Origin of the sequence: Methyloversatilis sp. NSM2 (assembly GCF_038066675.1) — a bacterium.
GTDB lineage: Bacteria > Pseudomonadota > Gammaproteobacteria > Burkholderiales > Rhodocyclaceae > Methyloversatilis > Methyloversatilis discipulorum_A.
Genome location: NZ_JBBUKV010000016.1, coordinates 72,778 through 90,323, shown reverse-complemented (window position 1 = coordinate 90,323; position 17,546 = coordinate 72,778). Strand labels below are relative to the sequence as shown.

General features: G+C 67.1%; 18 protein-coding genes. 8 read left to right on the top strand and 10 right to left on the bottom strand.

Features of this window, described 5'->3' with window-relative positions; all coding sequences use genetic code 11:
• Nucleotides 1-13: 13 nt before the first annotated feature.
• From WJU27_RS18795 to WJU27_RS18760, 8 genes are all read right to left on the bottom strand, one after another.
• Nucleotides 14-283, bottom strand: a complete 270-nt coding sequence (locus tag WJU27_RS18795; protein WP_029143858.1) for a nitrogen fixation protein NifZ — start codon at nt 281-283, stop codon at nt 14-16.
• The gene (locus tag WJU27_RS18790) at nt 276-629 is read right to left on the bottom strand and encodes a nitrogen fixation protein NifZ (RefSeq protein ID WP_341423072.1); all 354 of its coding nucleotides are present in this window, start codon (nt 627-629) and stop codon (nt 276-278) included. The genes WJU27_RS18795 and WJU27_RS18790 overlap by 8 nt, the downstream gene beginning before the upstream one ends.
• Complete coding sequence (locus tag WJU27_RS18785; protein ID WP_341423071.1) at nt 622-1,422, bottom strand: 4Fe4S-binding leucine-rich repeat protein; 801 nt, start codon at nt 1,420-1,422, stop codon at nt 622-624. The genes WJU27_RS18790 and WJU27_RS18785 overlap by 8 nt, the downstream gene beginning before the upstream one ends.
• Nucleotides 1,419-1,979, bottom strand: coding sequence for a hypothetical protein (locus WJU27_RS18780; protein ID WP_341423070.1), 561 nt, complete (start codon nt 1,977-1,979; stop codon nt 1,419-1,421). The genes WJU27_RS18785 and WJU27_RS18780 overlap by 4 nt, the downstream gene beginning before the upstream one ends.
• Before the next feature lie 10 nt (nt 1,980-1,989).
• A complete protein-coding gene (locus tag WJU27_RS18775) occupies nt 1,990-2,415 on the bottom strand; it encodes a HesB/IscA family protein (protein ID WP_020165995.1) in 426 nt (141 codons plus the stop codon).
• A gap of 7 nt (nt 2,416-2,422) precedes the next feature.
• Entirely contained in the window at nt 2,423-2,632 is a 210-nt protein-coding gene (locus WJU27_RS18770) for a 4Fe-4S binding protein (protein ID WP_019916611.1), read from the bottom strand.
• Between the two features lie 53 nt (nt 2,633-2,685).
• The gene (gene nifB / locus WJU27_RS18765) at nt 2,686-4,260 is read right to left on the bottom strand and encodes a nitrogenase cofactor biosynthesis protein NifB (protein WP_020165996.1); all 1,575 of its coding nucleotides are present in this window, start codon (nt 4,258-4,260) and stop codon (nt 2,686-2,688) included.
• Nucleotides 4,261-4,426: 166 nt separating this feature from the next.
• The gene (locus tag WJU27_RS18760) at nt 4,427-5,989 is read right to left on the bottom strand and encodes a flavin monoamine oxidase family protein (RefSeq protein ID WP_341423069.1); all 1,563 of its coding nucleotides are present in this window, start codon (nt 5,987-5,989) and stop codon (nt 4,427-4,429) included.
• Between the two features lie 253 nt (nt 5,990-6,242).
• On the opposite strand from WJU27_RS18760, the gene WJU27_RS18755 reads away from it, so the two are divergent.
• From WJU27_RS18755 to WJU27_RS18745, 3 genes are read left to right on the top strand one after another with little or no spacing between them, the layout of a single operon-like run.
• The gene (locus WJU27_RS18755) at nt 6,243-7,754 is read left to right on the top strand and encodes a protein adenylyltransferase SelO (protein ID WP_341423068.1); all 1,512 of its coding nucleotides are present in this window, start codon (nt 6,243-6,245) and stop codon (nt 7,752-7,754) included.
• 30 nt (nt 7,755-7,784) lie between these two features.
• Entirely contained in the window at nt 7,785-8,219 is a 435-nt protein-coding gene (locus tag WJU27_RS18750) for an Ohr family peroxiredoxin (RefSeq protein ID WP_341423067.1), read from the top strand.
• 14 nt (nt 8,220-8,233) lie between these two features.
• On the top strand, nt 8,234-8,476 hold the full coding sequence (locus tag WJU27_RS18745; protein ID WP_020166000.1) for a hypothetical protein: 243 nt from the start codon (nt 8,234-8,236) through the stop codon (nt 8,474-8,476).
• Between the two features lie 32 nt (nt 8,477-8,508).
• On the opposite strand, the gene nifA is transcribed toward WJU27_RS18745, so the two are convergent.
• Nucleotides 8,509-10,152: a nif-specific transcriptional activator NifA gene (nifA, locus tag WJU27_RS18740; protein WP_341423066.1), complete on the bottom strand. Its 1,644-nt coding sequence runs from the start codon at nt 10,150-10,152 to the stop codon at nt 8,509-8,511.
• A 479-nt stretch (nt 10,153-10,631) separates the two neighbouring features.
• Between nifA and WJU27_RS18735 the strand changes: the two genes are divergently transcribed.
• On the top strand, nt 10,632-11,045 hold the full coding sequence (locus WJU27_RS18735; protein ID WP_304011526.1) for a SoxR reducing system RseC family protein: 414 nt from the start codon (nt 10,632-10,634) through the stop codon (nt 11,043-11,045).
• Between the two features lie 9 nt (nt 11,046-11,054).
• Here the strand turns inward: WJU27_RS18735 and leuA are convergent, their stop codons facing one another.
• The gene (leuA, locus tag WJU27_RS18730) at nt 11,055-12,761 is read right to left on the bottom strand and encodes a 2-isopropylmalate synthase (protein WP_445928444.1); all 1,707 of its coding nucleotides are present in this window, start codon (nt 12,759-12,761) and stop codon (nt 11,055-11,057) included.
• Nucleotides 12,762-13,227: 466 nt separating this feature from the next.
• On the opposite strand from leuA, the gene WJU27_RS18725 reads away from it, so the two are divergent.
• From WJU27_RS18725 to WJU27_RS18710, 4 genes are all read left to right on the top strand, one after another.
• Entirely contained in the window at nt 13,228-15,003 is a 1,776-nt protein-coding gene (locus tag WJU27_RS18725) for a glutamine--tRNA ligase/YqeY domain fusion protein (protein ID WP_341423065.1), read from the top strand.
• A 223-nt stretch (nt 15,004-15,226) separates the two neighbouring features.
• Complete coding sequence (locus tag WJU27_RS18720; RefSeq protein WP_341423064.1) at nt 15,227-15,808, top strand: PEP-CTERM sorting domain-containing protein; 582 nt, start codon at nt 15,227-15,229, stop codon at nt 15,806-15,808.
• A gap of 35 nt (nt 15,809-15,843) precedes the next feature.
• Nucleotides 15,844-16,401 carry a flavin reductase family protein gene (locus WJU27_RS18715; protein WP_341423063.1) on the top strand — a complete coding sequence of 186 codons (558 nt, stop codon included), beginning with the start codon at nt 15,844-15,846 and terminating at the stop codon, nt 16,399-16,401.
• Nucleotides 16,402-16,465: 64 nt separating this feature from the next.
• Entirely contained in the window at nt 16,466-17,488 is a 1,023-nt protein-coding gene (locus WJU27_RS18710; protein ID WP_341423062.1) for a trypsin-like peptidase domain-containing protein, read from the top strand.
• The last annotated feature ends 58 nt before the right edge of the window (nt 17,489-17,546 follow it).

Below are 17,546 nucleotides of genomic sequence, written 5' to 3'. Positions count from 1 at the left end.
GCGCGCGCACCGGTCAGACCGGCGCGATCTCCTCTTCCAGCACGCCGATCACGCAGGGGCGCGGCGCGCCATCGACGCCGCTCGGACCGTCGGCGAATTCGACCATGTAGATCGGAATGTTGGCTTCTTCGTGGTGGCCGATCTGCACCACCTCGCCGGCCGCCCCCTCTGCCACCAGCAGTGCGTCCAGCGGCACCTCGGGATGGGAGCCATCGTTGAACAGGTCTATCGTCGCGGCGACGCGCTGACCCCAGCGGAACTTCGGTTCGCGCAATTCAAACACCGTCGCCTCCCACCTTGATGGCTGCCAGTTGATGGACGCGCTCGCCCAGCACCTCGACCACGTGCGGCGGCAGGTTGTCGAGCGACACCAGTTCGCGCCCGCGCATGCCAACCCGGTGGCCGGTGCCGAGGAACTCGACGGCGTAGATGTAGTACTGCTGCAGGAAGGTGCCGATCGACGTGACGAAGCCGACGTCGCCCTTCTTCGCCAGCACCTCGCCGATGTCCTTGCCGCAATAGGTGCCGTCGTTGCGTATCGTGTAGCGGCTCACCACGCGCTCGCCGTACTTGAATATCGGCGGCGCGGTCAGTTCGACGGTATCGCTGTCGCGACTGATGTCACCCATGTCGATCTCCTTGTTCCCGATCCAGTTCGTTCAGGCGCGCGCACGCTTCGGCGCGCACATCCGCTTCCTCGTCGCCGGCCGACATCTGCAGCGCAAGCGCACGGCCGGCGCGGCCGGCCACCAGCCAGCGCACCTCCCAGGCGGGGTCGTGCGCCATGCGGTAGAGCTGGGCCGTCGGCAGCCGCTGCGCCACCTCCTTGCGTATCGATATCTCAGGGTCGTCGCACATGCGCAGCAGCGCCGGCATGTCCAGCCGTCGCACCGCCTCCAGCCTGACCTCGGGATCGCTGTCGTCGAGCATGCGCGGCAGCAGTGCTGCCGGCAGGCGCTGCGCCACCAGCTTGCGCACGTAGTAGTCCTCGTCGCCGGCCATGGCGAGCAGTTCTCGCCCTTCGAGCCGCATGGCGACGCGGATGCGCACTTCGCGATGCGGGTCGTCGCGCAGCTTCACCACCTGCGCCAGCGGCAGGCGCACCGCCACCGACAGGCGCACCGTCTCGTCCTCGTCGTCGATCAGCGACTGCAGGCGGAACACGTCGGCACGGCGGCAGGCGATGGCGCGCACTTCAAAATAAGGGTGATGCAGGAAGGTATTGCTGAGCTCGGGATTCCAGCGGAAGAAGCGGTCGATGCGCTTGGCGTAGCGGTCCTGCACGCAGGCGCGCCCGCGCTCGCAGCGGGCACCGAGCAGTTCGGCGTCGCAGAGCGAACAGTCGAGATCGTCGCCGCTCCAGGCCAGCGGCGGAATATCGTCCGACGGGTCGTACGAGGCCTGCGGCAGCGTGCTCATCATGGCGCGGCTCCAAGCGCTGTCGCGATGTCCGGGCAGTCCTCGTAACCGAGGTCGTCGCGTCCCATGCGCGCAAGCACGTCGCCGATCACCCGGTGACCGACCTTGTCCTCCGGATCCATCACCGCCAGCCTGGCCAGCGCGGCGCGACCGACGTCGAGTTCGCCCAGACGCGCGCTCAGATAGGCGTAGCCCTTGAGCGAGAACAGCCAGAAGCGCGGCATCGGCTCCAGCGCGCGAAAGCGCGCGTCGGCCTCGACTCGCCGCCAGTCCGCCGGCAGACCGAGCGCCGCCGCCGCACAGGCGATGGCGCGCTCGCCGACGTCGCGCGCCGCGCGCAGCCGGTTGCCATAGAAGTGGAAGCGATAGAGCGCGATCAGCGTCGCCGGGTGCGAAGGCGCGAGTGCGTGCGCCTCGTCGAGCAAGGCCTGCGCTTCGGCAACGCGGTTGCGGATCTGGCCGGCGCGCGCGATCAGCGCTTCGGCCTCGGGTGGCAGCCCGCGACCGAGCACGGCGAGGCCGGGATCGGCCAGATCGTCGTGGGCATCGATCGCCTGCATGACCGCCTCCTCAACCGCGACGGATGCTGTCGAGGCCGACCGTCGCGACGCCGGGCATCGCGTGGCCGTGGCCGTGACCGTGTGCATGCTGCTGCACGCCCGGTGCGCCGGCCGGTGCGCTGCTGCTGCATGCGCACGGCGCCTGGTTCGGGTTGATGAAGGTGAGCCCGCTCTTGGTCGGCGTGTCGGCGAAATCGACGGTCACGCCTTCGAGCAGCAGGCGCGACTCGGCCGGCAGGAAAAGCCGCACGCCGGAGGCCTCGACCACCGAGTCGCCGCTCAGTGGTGCCGCCACGACCGTGAACTCGGAGTTCAGGCCGGAGCAGCCGCCGGCGCTGACCAGCAGGCGGAAGCCGGCACCTTCCGGTTCGCCGGAAAAGCGCACCATGCGCTGGATGAATTTCGCCGCAGCCGGCGTCAGGGTCAGTTGGGTCATGTTGTCCTCAGGCAGCCTGGGTCTGGAGTGGGAGGATGCAGTCGTCGATCGGGCACACCGCGACGCACTGCGGGGTGTCGTAATCGCCTTCGCATTCGGTGCATTTGTCGGGATCGATGACAAACAGGTTCTTGAGCTCGCTGATCGCCTCGTTCGGGCATTCCGGCTCACAGGCCGAACAGCCCGTACAGAGGTTGGCAATGATCTTCAAAGACATGGTTCTCTCCTTTCGTTCGGACCGCGGCCTTCGCCGCGGTCCATCCGGAAACGTCAGGCGGCTGCGGTGAAGGCGCCCTGGCGGATCGATGCGTCGCCGCGCTCGGCGTGCGCGATCTCGCCGCGTGCAACCCGGCCGGTGTAGTCGGCGAACCACGACAGCGCGGCCTTCTCGATGAACTCGTCGGCATAGGCGTCGACCGGCTCGATGCCCGCGCCCTTCAGTTCGTCGCGCGGGCAGGCGCCGATCTTCGAAACCAGCACGGCGTGGCAGTCGTTGATCGCATTGACGATGGAGGGCAGCTGTTCGTCCTCGCCGTAGCCGCCCTGGCAGTACAGGTCGACCCGACGGTGACCGACGAACAGCGCTTCGCCCGCCGACACCTCGAAGATCTGGAATTCGTCGGCATGACCGAAGTGCTGGTTCACCCGGCCGCCACCCGTCGTGGCGACGGCGACCAGCACCTTGATGTCCTTCGCCGCCTCGTTGCCTTCGGTCGCGGCCAGCGCCTCGACCTTGGCAGCGTGCTGCGCCTGACGCTCGGCTTCGACGCGCTCCTGGTAGGTACGGCGGCGGTCGAGGTCATAGACCACTTCCATCTCTTCGATCTTGTCGAGCGTGAATTCCTCGCTGCGGTCCTCGCCCAGCAGGCCGACCGCGTCGGCGCGGCACTGGCGGCAGTGGCGCATCAGGTTGGCGCCACCCATGCAGGCGTCCTGCACCGCCTTCAGCTCCTGCGCCGTGGGGCCGCGCTGGCCGGTCAGGCCGAACACGGTGCCGTGCTCGGCTTCGGAAATGAGCGGCATGATGTTGTGCAGGAAGGCGCCGCGCGCCTTGACCGCCTTGTTCACCTCGATCATGTGTGCGTCATTGATGCCCGGGATGAGCACCGAGTTGATCTTGGTGAGCACGCCGCGGGCGGTCAGCATCTCCAGCCCCTTCATCTGCTGCTCGTGCAGGATGCGCGAGGCCTCGACGCCGGTGATGCGCTTGTGATCCCAGAAGATCCACGGGTAGATCTTGGCGCCGATCTCCGGATCGACCATGTTGATCGTGATGGTCACGTGGTCGATGTTGTACTTGCAGATCTCGTCGACCAGATCGGGCAGCGCCAGACCGTTGGTCGACAGACAGAGCTTGATGTCAGGTGCCTGCTCCTGGAGCATGCGGAAGGTATCGAAGGTCTTCTTCGGGTTGGCCAGCGAGTCGCCGGGACCGGCCACGCCGAGCACCGTCATCTGCGGAATCTCGCTGGCCACCGCGACCACCTTCTTGACCGCCTGTTCCGGCGTCAGCTTCTGCGACACGACGCCCGGGCGCGACTCGTTCGAACAGTCGTACTTGCGGTTGCAGTAGTTGCACTGGATGTTGCAGGCCGGCGCCACCGCCACGTGCATGCGGGCGTAGTGGTGATGCGCCTCTTCCGAATAACAGGGGTGGTTCTTCACCTTCTCCCACACGTGGGCCGGCATGTCGTCGGGCCCGGCGGACGTTCCGCAACTGGCCTTGCCTTCGCCGCCGGAGGTGCCACAGCCGACGTGAGCCGGCGCTTCCGCCGGGGTGGCCAGCACGTTGTGGCTGGACTTCAGGTCAGCCAGGCTGACATAGCTCGCTGCTGCACTTTCCATGACCTACTCCTTGTTCTGCTGACGCGCGATGTGGGCTGGCAAACGAGGGATAGCCATTTCCGTGCCAAAGTGATTTCGTCATTCGATTCATTGACTTGGCGCGATCCGGACAGGATTCGTCCGGTGGTCGGAAACCTACGCTTGCGACAAAGCACACAAAGCGGCGTCAGCCACGCACCGGCATGCGGTCGACCAGCATCTGGTTCAGCGACTGGGCGAATGCGCGCCAGGCGAGCGCGAGGTCGTGGCGGATGCGCGCGACGTAGTCGGGCGACGGCGCGTGTTCGTCCGGAAAGTTGGAAAGCGCACAGGACGTACGGTTGTGCTGCAGCGCCTCGCCCACCAGCCCGTCGCTGAAGCCGGAGAAGGGCGCCAGCAGCGATGGCGTCAGCGCACAGCGGCCGCGCTCGATGGCGACCTCGCTCAGGTCGAAGTCCAGCGTTTCGAGCCGGCGCAGCGCCTCGGCATACACGTGGTCGACAACCGCACACAGCACGGCGTGCGTCATGTCGATGCTGCGCTGTGCGCTCAGTGCGCGCACCACGCTCTGCCGGTACAGCTCGCCGGCCTGATTGCGCAGCGCGCCCACCCAGTCGACGAATTCGGCAACGCTGCCGTCGTTGGCCGGCGAAGGTGGCAGCGAAGGCGACGCGGCGATGAGGCGTGCCGCCACCCGCGCCGCGGCATCCAGAGCGCCCTCGAGATAGCCGGCGCCGCGGGTGGCCGTCTCGCTGCCGGCCAGGTGCAGGCGGCCTGACCAGTGCGGTGCGGCAAGCAGCGGCACGTCGTCCTCCGGATGCCCGCCGTGCTCGGCCAGATCGAGCGCGCTGCATGTCATCGGCTCGCGGGCCCAGTCGCGCAGATGCAGGTCGCCCGCTTCCACCGTCGGGCCGAACAGCTGCGCGAACTGACTGCGCACCATCAGTTCGAGCGCCGGTGCGCTGGCCGCGCGCAGGGCCGGCGACAGTGCGACAAAGCCGCCCAGCGCAGCCGCCTCTCCGGTGCCGTCGCAGGCATCGAACACCTCGCCGAGTACCGCCTGCGGATGCGACACGAAGGCGTTGCCGGAAAGTCCGTCGCTGCGCCAGTGCGCGCGATCACAACGTACGAAGGCCTTGGCCTGCGCCGCCATCCAGGTCGGCTGGTCCTGCATCGCCTGACGCAGCGGCGCGTCGAGCGCCGGCTCGAACACGATCTGTTCCGCCGCCAGCCGCGGCGGCAGCGCGAGCACGACGCTGCGCGCCGCGATGACGAAAGACTCACCGCCCCCGGTGCAGTGCACCTCGACGCGGTCGCTGCGTGCGACCAGCCGGCGGACCGTGCAGCCGGTGCGCAGACGGTCGTGCGACAGCCGGCGCAGCAAGGCACCGGTCAGCGCCGCCATGCCTCCGACCAGCCGCCGCGCGCCATTGTGTATCGCCTCGCTGCCGAGCGCTTCCGGATTGCCGTCCGGCTGCTGCAGATGCAGCACGACGCCCTCGTCATGCTGCGGAAAGGTTTCCAGCCCCAGATCCGCGATCAGCCTGACCATGCGCGGCTGCGACTGCGGCCAGTACCAGCCGGGGCCGAGATCGAGGGCAGCCGCCCCCGCTGTTGCGGGGACCGTATCCACGCGCCCGCCGGCGCGCGGCCGTGCCTCGACCAGCAGCACGCTGCGTCCGGCCGCTTCGAGCCGGCGGGCGATCTCGAGGCCGCACAGTCCGGCACCGACGATGAGGGTATCGAGCATGGGATCACTCCTTCGAACATCAGATGCACGGGGTCAGCAAGCATCGCGCCACCACCGACGACACCGCCGCACGTCGGCTGTTGCTGGCGTCGGCACGACAGGCGCGTCGCGTTTGTCGCAGTTGCAACAGCGCCGCACGCAATCGACCGACACCGCGACCCGGCACGCCAGGAGCCACTGCCGCACCGCGCCGTCGTCCGTCCGTCGCTTGCCCGATTCTTGCTGCGCGTCGTGATCATTGCGGAATGCACTCATGAACGCGCCCCTGTCCCGACCTCCGCTGTCCGCGCTCGAATCGCTGCGCCTGGGCAGCCGCTATGCCCGCCTGCCGGACGCCTTCCACACGCGGCTGGCGCCGGCACCGCTGCCGTCGCCGCATCTGGTTGCCGCCAGCGCGGACGTTGCGGCATTGATCGGACTCGATCCGGCCGAGACGATGCGCCCCGAATTCGTCGAACTGTTCTCCGGCAACCGCCTGCCCGATGGCGCGGAGCCGCTGGCCGCGGTCTACGGTGGCCACCAGTTCGGCAGCTGGTCGGGTCGTCTGGGCGACGGCCGCGCCCATCTGCTCGGCGACGTCGATACACCGCACGGCCGGCTGGAACTGCAGCTGAAGGGCGCCGGCCCGACGCCCTACTCGCGCTTTTCCGATGGCCGCGCTGTGCTGCGCTCGTCGATCCGCGAATTCCTCTGTTCGGAAGCGATGGCCGCGCTCGGCGTGCCGACCACCCGCGCACTGTGCGTGATCGGATCGCCGCTGCCGGTACAGCGCGAGCAGACGGAAACCGCCGCCGTCGTCACCCGCGTTGCGCCGAGCTTCGTGCGCTTCGGCAGCTTCGAGCACTTCACGGCGGAAGACGACGTCGCCTCGCTGCGCACGCTGGCCGACCACGTGATCGATCACTTCCGGCCGCAGCTGCGCGATACGTCGCAGCCTTGTGCCGCGCTGCTGGCCGACATCGCGCAGCGCACCGGCGAGCTGGTCGCGCACTGGCAGGCGATCGGCTTCATGCACGGCGTGATGAACACCGACAACATGTCGGCGCTGGGGCTGACGCTGGACTACGGGCCGTTCGCCTTCATGGACACCTTCGATGCCGGTCGCATCTGCAATCACTCCGACACCTGGGGGCGCTACGCCTTCCGCACCCAGCCGCGCATCGCACAGTGGAACCTCTATGTGCTGGCCGATGCCTTCGGTCCGCTGATCGGCCATCCGGACCGAACGCGTGCGCTGGTCGACGACCACTTCCAGCCGGCCTTCGACGCGCGCTTCGGCGCCCTGATGAGGCAACGCCTCGGTTTCGCCACTGCGCAGCGAGGTGACGACGACTTCATCGGTGCAACGCTCGGTCTGCTGCAACTGCAGCGTGTCGATTACACCCTCTTCTTCCGTGCCCTGAGTCGCCTGCCCGGCAGCGTTGAACGCGAGGATCGCGCAGCGCGCGACGCGCCGCTGCGCGACCTGTTCGTCGATCGCGAAGCCTGCGACGCCTGGCTGCTCGGCTGGCGCGCACGGCTGGCCGGCGAATGCAGCGTCGATGCGCTGCGCCAGCCCGCCATGCTCGCCACCAACCCGTGCTACGTGCTGCGCAACTGGATGGCCGAGTCGGCGATCCGGCGCGCCCGCGACGGCGATTTCGGCGAGGTGCGGGCGCTGCTCGACTGCCTGCGCCGCCCCTTCGACGAACGTCCGCAGTACGCGCACTACACCGCGCCGCCGCCCGACTGGGCGGACGGACTGACCGTCAGCTGTTCGAGCTGACGATACCGACCATCCACACCGGGAGCTGTCATGGACCTCATCTACAAAACCCGCGTCTTCAGCCAGGGTGGCCGCAATGGCCGCGTGCAGAGCGAAGACGGCCTGTTGAAGCTGGACCTCGCCGCACCGGCGGAAATGGGCGGCAAGAAGCAGGGCGTCAATCCGGAACAGCTGTTCGCCGCCGCCTATGCCGCCTGTTTCGAGAATTCGGTACGCCACATCGTCCGCGCCGACCGACTGCCGGTGAAGGGCTGCATGGTCGAAGCCGAGGTGTCGCTGTTCAAGAACTTCGAGGAGGCCTACCGCATGGCCATCCGCTTTACCGCCGTCCTGCATGGCATCGACCAGCCGACCGCCGATTCGCTGGTGGAGCGCGCGCTCAAGGTGTGCCCCTACACCGATGCGACGAAGAACAACGTGACCGTCAGCGCCACCGCGGTGCTGGAAGATCCGGCGCTGGCGTGAAGGGAGCAGCGGTCATGACGTCGGAAACCGGATACTTCATCGACTGGAACGGCAACGCGCGCAGCGTGCAGGACGCCGGCGGCAACTTCACGGTCGAGGTCGACATGCCGTCGAAGTACGTGGCGCTCTATTCGAAGGGCGGCACACTGATGCACGAGGCGACCTTCTACCGCACGCTGGAGGACATCGCGAAGAAGGGCATCACCGCTGAATTGGTGCCCGGCTCCCACCCTTGGGGCATGCGCAACGAGTGGTGATCGGGCAGCGGGGCGTACGCCTCGCTGCCCCGTCAGAAGCGCCGCACCTCGATGTCGTACTTCTTCAGCGCATAGCCCATCTGCCGCGGCGTGATATTGAGCAGGCGGGCGGCCTTGGCCTGCACCCAGCCGCACTGTTCCATCGCCCACACGAGACGGTCGCGTTCGCCGTCCGGCTTGTCATCGGACGGCGCCGGGCGCGACACCGGCGCCGCGTCGCCCGGCGGGCTACAGGACTCGGCATCGCGGTCGGCGGACTCGTTGGCCACCGGCGACACCGCGTCGTCCTTCTTCACGAAATGCAGCACCTGCGTCAGGCAGCGATTGACCGAACAGGGGAAGTCCGACGCCTCGATCGCGTCGTGATGCGCCATCGTCGCGGTGCGCTCGATGCAGTTCTCCAGCTCGCGCACATTGCCCGGCCAGTAACAGTGCATCATCACCGCCTGCCCACCCTGGGTCAGCTTCATGTTGCGGTCGTTCTCGCGGTTGAAGCGCTCCAGGAAGTGCTGCGTCAGTGCCGGAATGTCCTCGCGCCGCTCGCGCAGCGCCGGCAGGAAAATGCTCACCACATTGATGCGGAAGTACAGGTCGGCGCGGAAGGTGCCTGCCGCCACCATCTTTTCGAGGTTGCGGTTGGTCGCGCAAATCAGCCGCACATCGACCTTGATCGGCTTGCTGCCGCCGACGCGCTCGAACTCGCGCTCCTGCAGCACGCGCAGCAGCTTGGTCTGGAAAGCCGGCGAAATGTCGCCGATCTCGTCGAGGAAGAGCGTGCCGCCGTCGGCCAGTTCGAAACGGCCCTTGCGTTCGCCGGTGGCACCGGTGAAGGAGCCCTTCTCGTGACCGAACAGTTCCGATTCGAGCAGCGACTCGGACAGCGCCGCGCAATTGAGCTTGATGAAGGGGCCGGACTTGCGTGTGGACAGTTCGTGAATGGCGCGGGCAATCACTTCCTTGCCGGTGCCGCTTTCGCCGCGTAACAGCACGGTCGACCGCGACGGCGCAACCTGATGCGCCTCAGCGAACACCTGCTGCATGCGCGGCGAGGTGCCAACCACGTTGTCTAGCTTGAAGCGGCCACGCGGCGCCTCACGCCGCGCCTGCTTGGCCTGGTGCAGCAGACGTTCGTGCTCGTCGGTCACCACGCGCTGCAGGGCCACCGACTGCCCCATCAGATTGGCCGCCATCGACAGCACGCGCACATCGCTTCCGAAGCCGCCGCGGCGCGATACGACGCGGTCGGCACACAGCACACCCAGCATGTCGGCGCCTGCGCGTATCGGTACGCCGATGAAGGCAATGGCTTCGTCGCCGGCATCATCGAGCGCGCCGGTGCGGTTCAGGAACAGCGGTTCGACCGAAATGTCCGGCACCACGACAGGCGAGCCGGAGGCGAACACGCGGCCGATGATGCCCTCGCCCGACCGGTAGCGCCCGCTCGACCATTCCTTGACCGACAGGCCGACAGCCGCAGCGAGGCTAAGCGCCTCGCCGTCGTCCTCGACAAGCGCAATCATCATGCGTCTGAAGTCGAGGTAGTGCGACAGCACGTTCAGTGCTTCGCGCAGGGTCTTCGTTACGTCCAGAGACGAGCTGAGTATCTTGCTCAGCTCGTACACCGTCACCAGTTCAACATTCGCGCGCGCATTCGTCTCGATGCCGTTCGCAGTCATGACAGCCCCCGATTGCTTCCCGAGGCGATTCCGGTCGAGCCGGTACGCCCTTCCATTCAGTGGCCCCTGCGTCTTTTCTTATTGTCGGGGAACGGTCGGCAGTACAGCCGGCCACGGCGGAAATCCGCATGCGCTTCTCCACGCCTAGCAGCATCAAGCAAGGCGCGTACCCAGTGTCACAAAGCGGTCAGTCGTAAGACGCCCGCGTAACAGCGCGTAGGAAAGCCGTTTGCGGGCAGGTACTTGGAAACGGGACGGGCGATCGGCCAGCGGGCGCGTCCGCTTTGGTGCAAGGCGTCACAAAACGGTGCCTCGACAGCGCTTGTCGGACTTGTCGCAAACAGCACAGGACCGCACCCGCGCCCCGGCAGAGACGAAACGTACCGAAGGCGCGCTGGACCGGCGTCGGCGGCGGCAAGCGGATCACCGCACGGCGGCTGGCACGAGGATTGCGAGACACCCGGCGGGAGGGAAGAGACATGACGGTCAGGGATACCCGGGTGGTGCAGGTCGACGGCACCCGCGTCACCGTCGGCGTCGACAGCGCGGCGGCCTGCAGCGGCTGTCGCTCGCAAACGGTCTGTGGCAGCGCGCCGAACACCCTGCACCAGCTCGAACTGCCTGCTGCGCAGGCCGCCTCGCTGCGGCCCGGCGACCTCATTGCACTCGGCGTCGACGACGACGCGCCGCTGCGCGCCGTGATGCTGGCCTATCTGCCGCCGCTGGCCGGCCTGCTCGGCGGCATCGGCGCCGGCAGTGTGGCCGGCCTGCCGGATGTCGCCGTGCTCGCCTGCGGCGGCAGCGGCCTTTGCTTTGGCGCGGTCATCGCCCGCCTGCTCGCCGGCCACTGGCGGGACAACTGGCGGCCCAGAATCTGCGGCCGCCGTGACTGAGGCCGACGATCAGGCCAGCGCCGGCGGTCGGGTCGAAGCGAGGAAGTCGCGGCGCGCCGCCGGATCGAGCTTGGTGCAGGCGCGGTTGAGCCCGCTCAGGATGGCCAGCACCGACGCCGTCACGATATTCCGGTGCATGCCGGCGCCGAAGGTGCTGCCGGGCAGCCCGTCGATGACGAATTCGGCGAAGGCCACCGCCGCCGCGTCGGCGCCGTGGCCGATCGCGCGCTCCTCGTAGTCGTGCAGGCGGACGGGCACCTTGAGTGCCTCGATCACGGCAGCGATCGGGCCGTTGCCGCGGCCCGACAGCGTGCGTTCGACGCCCTCGACCTTCACCACCAGTTCGATGCCCTGCTCGTCGCCGATCTCGCTCAAATGATGGGTGACGTACTCGAACGGAACTGCCGGTTCGAAGTACTGCTGCGCGAACAGCTTCCAGATGTCAGCAGCGCGCACTTCCTGCCCGCTGGTGTCGGTGAGCTGCTGCACTGCCGTACTGAACTCGACCTGAAGGCGACGCGGCAAGGTGACGCCATATTCGCTTTCGAGCAGGAAGGCCACACCGCCCTTGCCCGACTGGCTGTTCACGCGAATGATCGAATCATAGGTGCGACCGACGTCGGCCGGATCGACCGGCAGATAAGGCACTTCCCAGAGCGCGTCCGGCTGCTGCGCGGCGAGACCCTTGCGGATCGCGTCCTGATGCGAGCCGGAGAACGCGGTGAACACGAGGTCACCGGCGTAAGGATGGCGGGCGTGCACCGGAATCTGCGTGCACTGTTCGACCGTGCGCGCGATGTCGTTGATGCGCGAGAAATCGAGGCCCGGATCGACACCCTGGGTGTAGAGGTTGAGCGCCAGTGTCACGAGGTCGACATTGCCGGTCCGTTCGCCGTGGCCGAACAGGCAGCCCTCGATCCGGTCGGCGCCCGCCATCACCGCCAGTTCGGCCGCCGCGACTGCGGTGCCGCGGTCGTTGTGCGGATGCACGCTGAGGATGACCGACTCGCGCTTGGCAAGATTGCGGTGCATCCACTCGATCTGGTCGGCGTAGTGATTGGGCGTGGCCACCTCCACCGTCGCCGGCAGGTTCAGGATGACCGGCCGCTCAGGCGTGCCGCCCCAGGCCTCGACCACGGCATCGCACACCTCTTTCGCGAAGTCGAGCTCGGTGGCGGTGAAGGTTTCCGGGCTGTACTGGAACACCCATTCGGTTTCCGGGCGGGCATCAGTGAGGCGCTTGATGAGCAGGGTGCTGTCGACCGCGAGCTGCTTCACTTCGTCGCGGCTCATGTCGAACACGACGCGGCGGAAGGTGGGCGAAGTCGCGTTGTAGACATGCACGATGGCGCGCTTCGCGCCGCGCAAGGATTCGATGGTGCGTTCGATCAGGTGCGGCCGCGCCTGGGTCAGCACCTCGATGGTCACGTCGTCCGGGATGTGGCCGCCTTCGATCAGCGTGCGCACGAAGCTGAAGTCGGTGTCGGACGCCGACGGAAAGGCGACCTCGATCTGCTTGAAGCCGATGTCCACCAGCATCTTGAACATGCGCATCTTGCGTTCGCCGTTCATCGGCTCGAACAGGGCCTGGTTGCCGTCGCGCAGGTCGGTCGACATCCAGATCGGTGCGCGCGTGAGGGTTTTCGAAGGCCACTGGCGATCGGCGAGCGCGATCGGGGTAACGGGACGGTACTTCGTATTCGGCTGCTTCAACATGATGTGCTCCGGCAAATGGGAAGGATGCGTGGCCGGAATGCGGGGCTGTCAGGCGGCCACGGGTTTCCTGGCCTGACAACCGCTGCGCAGTCGCAGCATCGGGACGGTTTGAAACAGCTCGAACATGACGGGAACGCTCCGGAAAAACGGAATTCACCTCCCGGTCCATCGACCGGAGGCAGGTACTGCACGACAGGAGGGGGGAGTTTTATGTGCGCGCGGGGCGCAGCAGCAGACCCGACGCGAGCAGCGTCGAGGAGAGGGACAGCAGTTGGGTCTGGTGCGAGAGCATGGTCTCGACCATAGGCAAGCCGCGAAAAGCTGTCAAGCCTGAATTTCGCCAGCAAGCAGCTAGAATCGTGTTCTTTCGCCAGACCGCGGTCTGGCCCAAGCATCGAGCGGACAGCCTGCCGGCTTCCGCTCATGCCTTGGCAAAGACACCGATCCCCAGACTCTGCTGCCCACCATGTCCGAACGCAACGCTCCCGCACCGGCTTCCAATTTCCTGCGTGCCGTCATCGAGAAGGATCTGGCCAACGGCACCTACGCCAGCCGCCGCTGGGCGCGCAGCCCGGGCGACGCCGCCCATCACGCCTCCGGCGAACCGGATCCGGCGAAGATCCGCACGCGCTTCCCGCCCGAGCCGAACGGCTATCTGCACGTCGGCCACGCCAAGTCCATCTGCCTGAATTTCGGCCTGGCGCGCGATTACGGCGGCGTCTGCCACATGCGCTTCGACGACACCAATCCGGAAAAGGAAAGCGTCGAGTACGTCGAATCGATCAAGGAAGCGGTGCAGTGGCTGGGCTTCGGCTGGGACGCCTTCGGCGCTTCGCAGCTCTATTTCGCCAGCGACTACTTCGACTTCATGTACCGCGCGGCGGAATACCTGATCACCGCCGGCCACGCCTACATCGACCAGCAGACGCCGGACGAGATGCGCGCCAACCGAGGCACACTGACCGAGCCAGGCAAGGATTCACCGTGGCGCAATCGTCCGGCCGACGAATCGCTGGCGCTGTTCCGCGAGATGCGCGACGGTAAGCACCCGGACGGCGCCATGGTGCTGCGCGCGAAGATCGACATGGCCAGCCCCAACATCAATATGCGCGACCCGGCCATCTACCGGATCAAGCATGCGCACCACCACAACACCGGCGACAAGTGGTGCATCTACCCGATGTACACCTACGCCCACCCGCTGGAAGACGCAGTCGAGGGCATCACCCACTCGATCTGCACGCTGGAGTTCGAAGACCAGCGGCCGTTCTATGACTGGGTGCTGGAACGTCTGGCCGAAGGCGGTCTGCTGGCTCACCCGCTGCCCAAGCAGTACGAATTCGCACGGCTCAACCTGACCTATGTCGTCACCAGCAAGCGCAAGCTGATGCAGCTGGTCACCGAAAAGCATGTCAGCGGCTGGGACGACCCGCGCATGCCCACCATCGTCGGCCTGCGCCGCCGTGGCTACACGCCGGAGGCGCTGCAGCTGTTCGCCGAGCGCATCGGCGTGTCCAAGGCCGATTCGTGGATCGACTATTCGACGCTGGAAGGCGCGCTGCGCGACGACCTCGACGGCCGCGCCGCCCGCGCGATGGCGGTGCTTGATCCGCTCAAGCTCAAGCTCACCAACTGGGACGCACTGTTCGCCGGCAAGGAGGCCGAGCCCTGCTCCGCACCGGTGCATCCGCACCACCCGGAACGCGGCACGCGCAGCTTCAACCTGACGCGGGAAGTGTGGATAGAGCGCGAAGACTTCATGGAAGAGGCGCCCAAGGGCTACCACCGCCTGTTCCCGGGTAACAAGGCGCGGCTCAAGTACGGCTACGTGATCGAATGCACCGGTTGCGAGAAGGACGCCGACGGCCGCATCACCGCGGTGCTGGCGACCATCGTGCCGGATACGAAGAGCGGCACGCCGGGCGCCGACAGCGTCAAGGTGAAGGGCGTCATCACCTGGGTCAGCGTGGCCGAAGGACTGGCGACCGAAGTAAGGCTGTACGACCGGCTGTTCACCGAAGCGCACCCGGACGCCGGCGGCCGCGACTTCCTGACCGTGATGAATCCGGACTCGGTGAAATCGGTACAAGCCTTTGTCGAACCCGGCCTGGCCACCGCCGCGGCCGACGACAAGTTCCAGTTCGAACGTCACGGCTACTTCGTCGCCGACCGGGTCGATTCGGTCGAAGGCCGCCCGGTGTTCAACCGGGCCGTCACATTGAAGGACAGCTGGAGCCGTTGAGGTCGGGGCAACCCGGCGGCGGCCCCCGACGCAGCGTCGGTTTTTTTTACATCCGGCTCGACCCGCCCAAGGACCGGATCGCCTGCAAGGCGCGCTGCGCCCCGATGCGTGCCGATGCAGCGATGCAGGCACACCGCTTGCTAACAGTTTTTGACATTTTTGAATCCGTCGGCCGGTCCGGCTCGCGACGGGTGACGACAACCTTCGTGCAGGGAGTGTCCCGATGAAATCGATACGCAGCCTCTTCGCCGCAACTCTGTTTGCCACCGCGCTGCCGGCGCTCGCCGTGATCCCCAATGTGACCGACCAGGAATCGCCAGAGCGCAACAACCTGATAGCAACCTTCGGCCAGAGCGGACTGGCGCAGTCCTTCAAGCAGATGGCAGACAACGTGTCCGGCGCCGGGATCTACCTCCTCCTCGCCAGCCCGGAGGAGTCGGCGAACGTGACCATCGAACTGTGGAGCAAGCTGCCGAACCAGGGCGGCAGCCTGCTGGCCGGCGGCTCGGCACTCGGTCTTGGTCCGGGCTGGGTGGACGTGTTCTGGACGCCTGTAACAGTTACGCCGGGGGACACCTACTTCCTGGTCTTCTCCGGCCCGTCCGCATTGGGTCTGGCGGGCAGCACGCTGAACCCCTATCCGAACGGACAGACGTTCGCGACCTCGGGCTATGCAGGCTTCCCCAACTTCGACTACACCTTCCGCACTTTCGCGGCGGCCGTACCCGAACCCTCGACCTGGGCGTCGATGATGGGCGGCCTCGGCCTGCTCGCGCTGCTTGCTGCGGCCCGCCGTCGCACCTGATCCTTCCGGGGAGCGCGGCAGCGCTCCCCTGCTCCATGCCCATCCAGGACGTCCCCCTTCCGCAGGCTTACCGGCTGCTCAACCACGGCCCCACCGTGCTGGTGAGCAGCGCAGCCGGCGCGCGCCGCAACGTGATGGCGGCGGCGTGGTGCATGCCGCTCGATTTCGACCCGCCCAAGATCGTCGTCGTGATCGACAAATCGACCTTCACGCGTGAGCTGATCAGCGCGTCGGGCGAGTTCGCGATCAACGTGCCGCCACGTGCGCTGCTCGACGCCACGGTCGCGGCCGGAAACGACAGCGGCCGCGATACGGACAAGTTCGCCGCGCTGGACCTGCCCAGCTTCCCGGCGACGCAGATCGCCGCGCCACTGGTCGGCGGCTGCGTCGCCTGGCTCGAATGCAAGGTCGTGCCGGAAGCCCGCAACCAGGACCGCTACGACCTGTTCATCGGCGAGGTGGTGGCAGCGCGCGCGGACAGCCGCGTGTTCCGCAACGGGCGCTGGCACTTCGATGACGACGCGCTGCGCACGCTGCATCACGTCGCCGGCGGCGCCTTCTTCATGACCGGTGAAGCGGTCGGCGGCAGCTGAACTTTCGCGCCTGTAGCGCGCTCCCAAGACGGCTGTTCACACAACCCCGTCGATGGAGCCCGCCATGCGCCGCCTGCTCGCCTCCTCCTGCTGTCTGCTGGCCCTGAACGCCCACGCCGGCGGTTCGGCCAGCGAATTCGGATCCGCCTTCTATACCGGCCTGTCGATCAGCGTGGTGCAAGTGCGCGTTGCCAATGAGGCAGGCAAGGGTTTCTTCGGTTCGGGGGTCGTGGTGGCGGAGAACGAGGTCGTCACCAACTGTCACGTCACGCGTCAGGGCGTGCGCGTCGAGGTTGCCAAGGGCGCGCTGGTGTTTCCAGTGTTCGGCCAGAAAGTGGACATGGCGAACGACCTCTGTCTGCTGCGCACCTCGCCGATGCCGCTGCGCACCGTCGCGCTGCGCGACGCGGCGTCGGTCAGACCCGGCGAGAAGTCGTTCTACTACGGCTACTCGGGAGGGATAGAAGCCTTCTTCGCACCGGGGCGGGTGGCAACGCTGCATCCGCACGACGGCAGTGCGGTGTTCGAAACGTCCAGCGGTTTCGCGCTCGGCGGCAGTGGCGGCGGGCTGTTCGACGCCGACGGTCGCCTGATCGGCATCACCACGTTTCTCGCCTCCGGCCACTCGGGTGGCTACTTCGCGATGCCGGCCGATCTGATCCACCGGCTGCGCAAGCAGCCCGAATCCGACATCGCGCCGATATCCGGGCTGGCGCTGTGGGAGCGGCCGGACGCGGAACAGCCCTGGTTCCTGCGGGTGGCGCGACTCGGCGCGCTGTCGCGCTGGCAGTCCGCCGCCGATCTGGCGCTGGAATGGACACGCGCCGAACCGGACAACGCCGACGCCTGGCATCAGGCCGGCGTTGCGCTGCTGCGCGACCAGCGGCCGGTCGAGGCAAACGAGGCGCTGCAGCGCGCCCGCATGCTGTCGCCGGACCACCCGGACGTGCTCTTCCATCAGGCACTGGCGCTGGCGCGCAGCGGCTCGACTGAGGCCGCCCGCGAAGCGCGGGACCGGCTGGCCCTCGCGGACGCCGAGCTGCTGGGCAAACTGGACCAGGCCTTAGACTGTTCGGCCTACTGCTAAAGACATACAAACACACTAAACTCCGTCGAATACAAGAACTTGAAGATCGACGGGGTCC

Bases quoted from the DNA above. Each gene is read 5' to 3' on its own strand.
- WJU27_RS18745 (WP_020166000.1), top strand. From the start codon at position 8,234: ATGACGTCGGAAACCGGATACTTCATCGACTGGAACGGCAACGCGCGC.
- WJU27_RS18755 (WP_341423068.1), top strand. From the start codon at position 6,243: ATGAACGCGCCCCTGTCCCGACCTCCGCTGTCCGCGCTCGAATCGCTG.
- WJU27_RS18750 (WP_341423067.1), top strand. From the start codon at position 7,785: ATGGACCTCATCTACAAAACCCGCGTCTTCAGCCAGGGTGGCCGCAAT.
- WJU27_RS18785 (WP_341423071.1), bottom strand. From the start codon at position 1,422: ATGATGAGCACGCTGCCGCAGGCCTCGTACGACCCGTCGGACGATATT.
- WJU27_RS18770 (WP_019916611.1), bottom strand. From the start codon at position 2,632: ATGTCTTTGAAGATCATTGCCAACCTCTGTACGGGCTGTTCGGCCTGT.
- WJU27_RS18725 (WP_341423065.1), top strand. From the start codon at position 13,228: ATGTCCGAACGCAACGCTCCCGCACCGGCTTCCAATTTCCTGCGTGCC.
- WJU27_RS18720 (WP_341423064.1), top strand. From the start codon at position 15,227: ATGAAATCGATACGCAGCCTCTTCGCCGCAACTCTGTTTGCCACCGCG.
- WJU27_RS18735 (WP_304011526.1), top strand. From the start codon at position 10,632: ATGACGGTCAGGGATACCCGGGTGGTGCAGGTCGACGGCACCCGCGTC.
- nifA (WP_341423066.1), bottom strand. From the start codon at position 10,152: ATGACTGCGAACGGCATCGAGACGAATGCGCGCGCGAATGTTGAACTG.
- WJU27_RS18760 (WP_341423069.1), bottom strand. From the start codon at position 5,989: ATGCTCGATACCCTCATCGTCGGTGCCGGACTGTGCGGCCTCGAGATC.
- WJU27_RS18715 (WP_341423063.1), top strand. From the start codon at position 15,844: ATGCCCATCCAGGACGTCCCCCTTCCGCAGGCTTACCGGCTGCTCAAC.
- leuA (WP_445928444.1), bottom strand. From the start codon at position 12,761: ATGTTGAAGCAGCCGAATACGAAGTACCGTCCCGTTACCCCGATCGCG.
- WJU27_RS18780 (WP_341423070.1), bottom strand. From the start codon at position 1,979: ATGCAGGCGATCGATGCCCACGACGATCTGGCCGATCCCGGCCTCGCC.
- WJU27_RS18790 (WP_341423072.1), bottom strand. From the start codon at position 629: ATGGGTGACATCAGTCGCGACAGCGATACCGTCGAACTGACCGCGCCG.
- WJU27_RS18775 (WP_020165995.1), bottom strand. From the start codon at position 2,415: ATGACCCAACTGACCCTGACGCCGGCTGCGGCGAAATTCATCCAGCGC.
- WJU27_RS18710 (WP_341423062.1), top strand. From the start codon at position 16,466: ATGCGCCGCCTGCTCGCCTCCTCCTGCTGTCTGCTGGCCCTGAACGCC.
- nifB (WP_020165996.1), bottom strand. From the start codon at position 4,260: ATGGAAAGTGCAGCAGCGAGCTATGTCAGCCTGGCTGACCTGAAGTCC.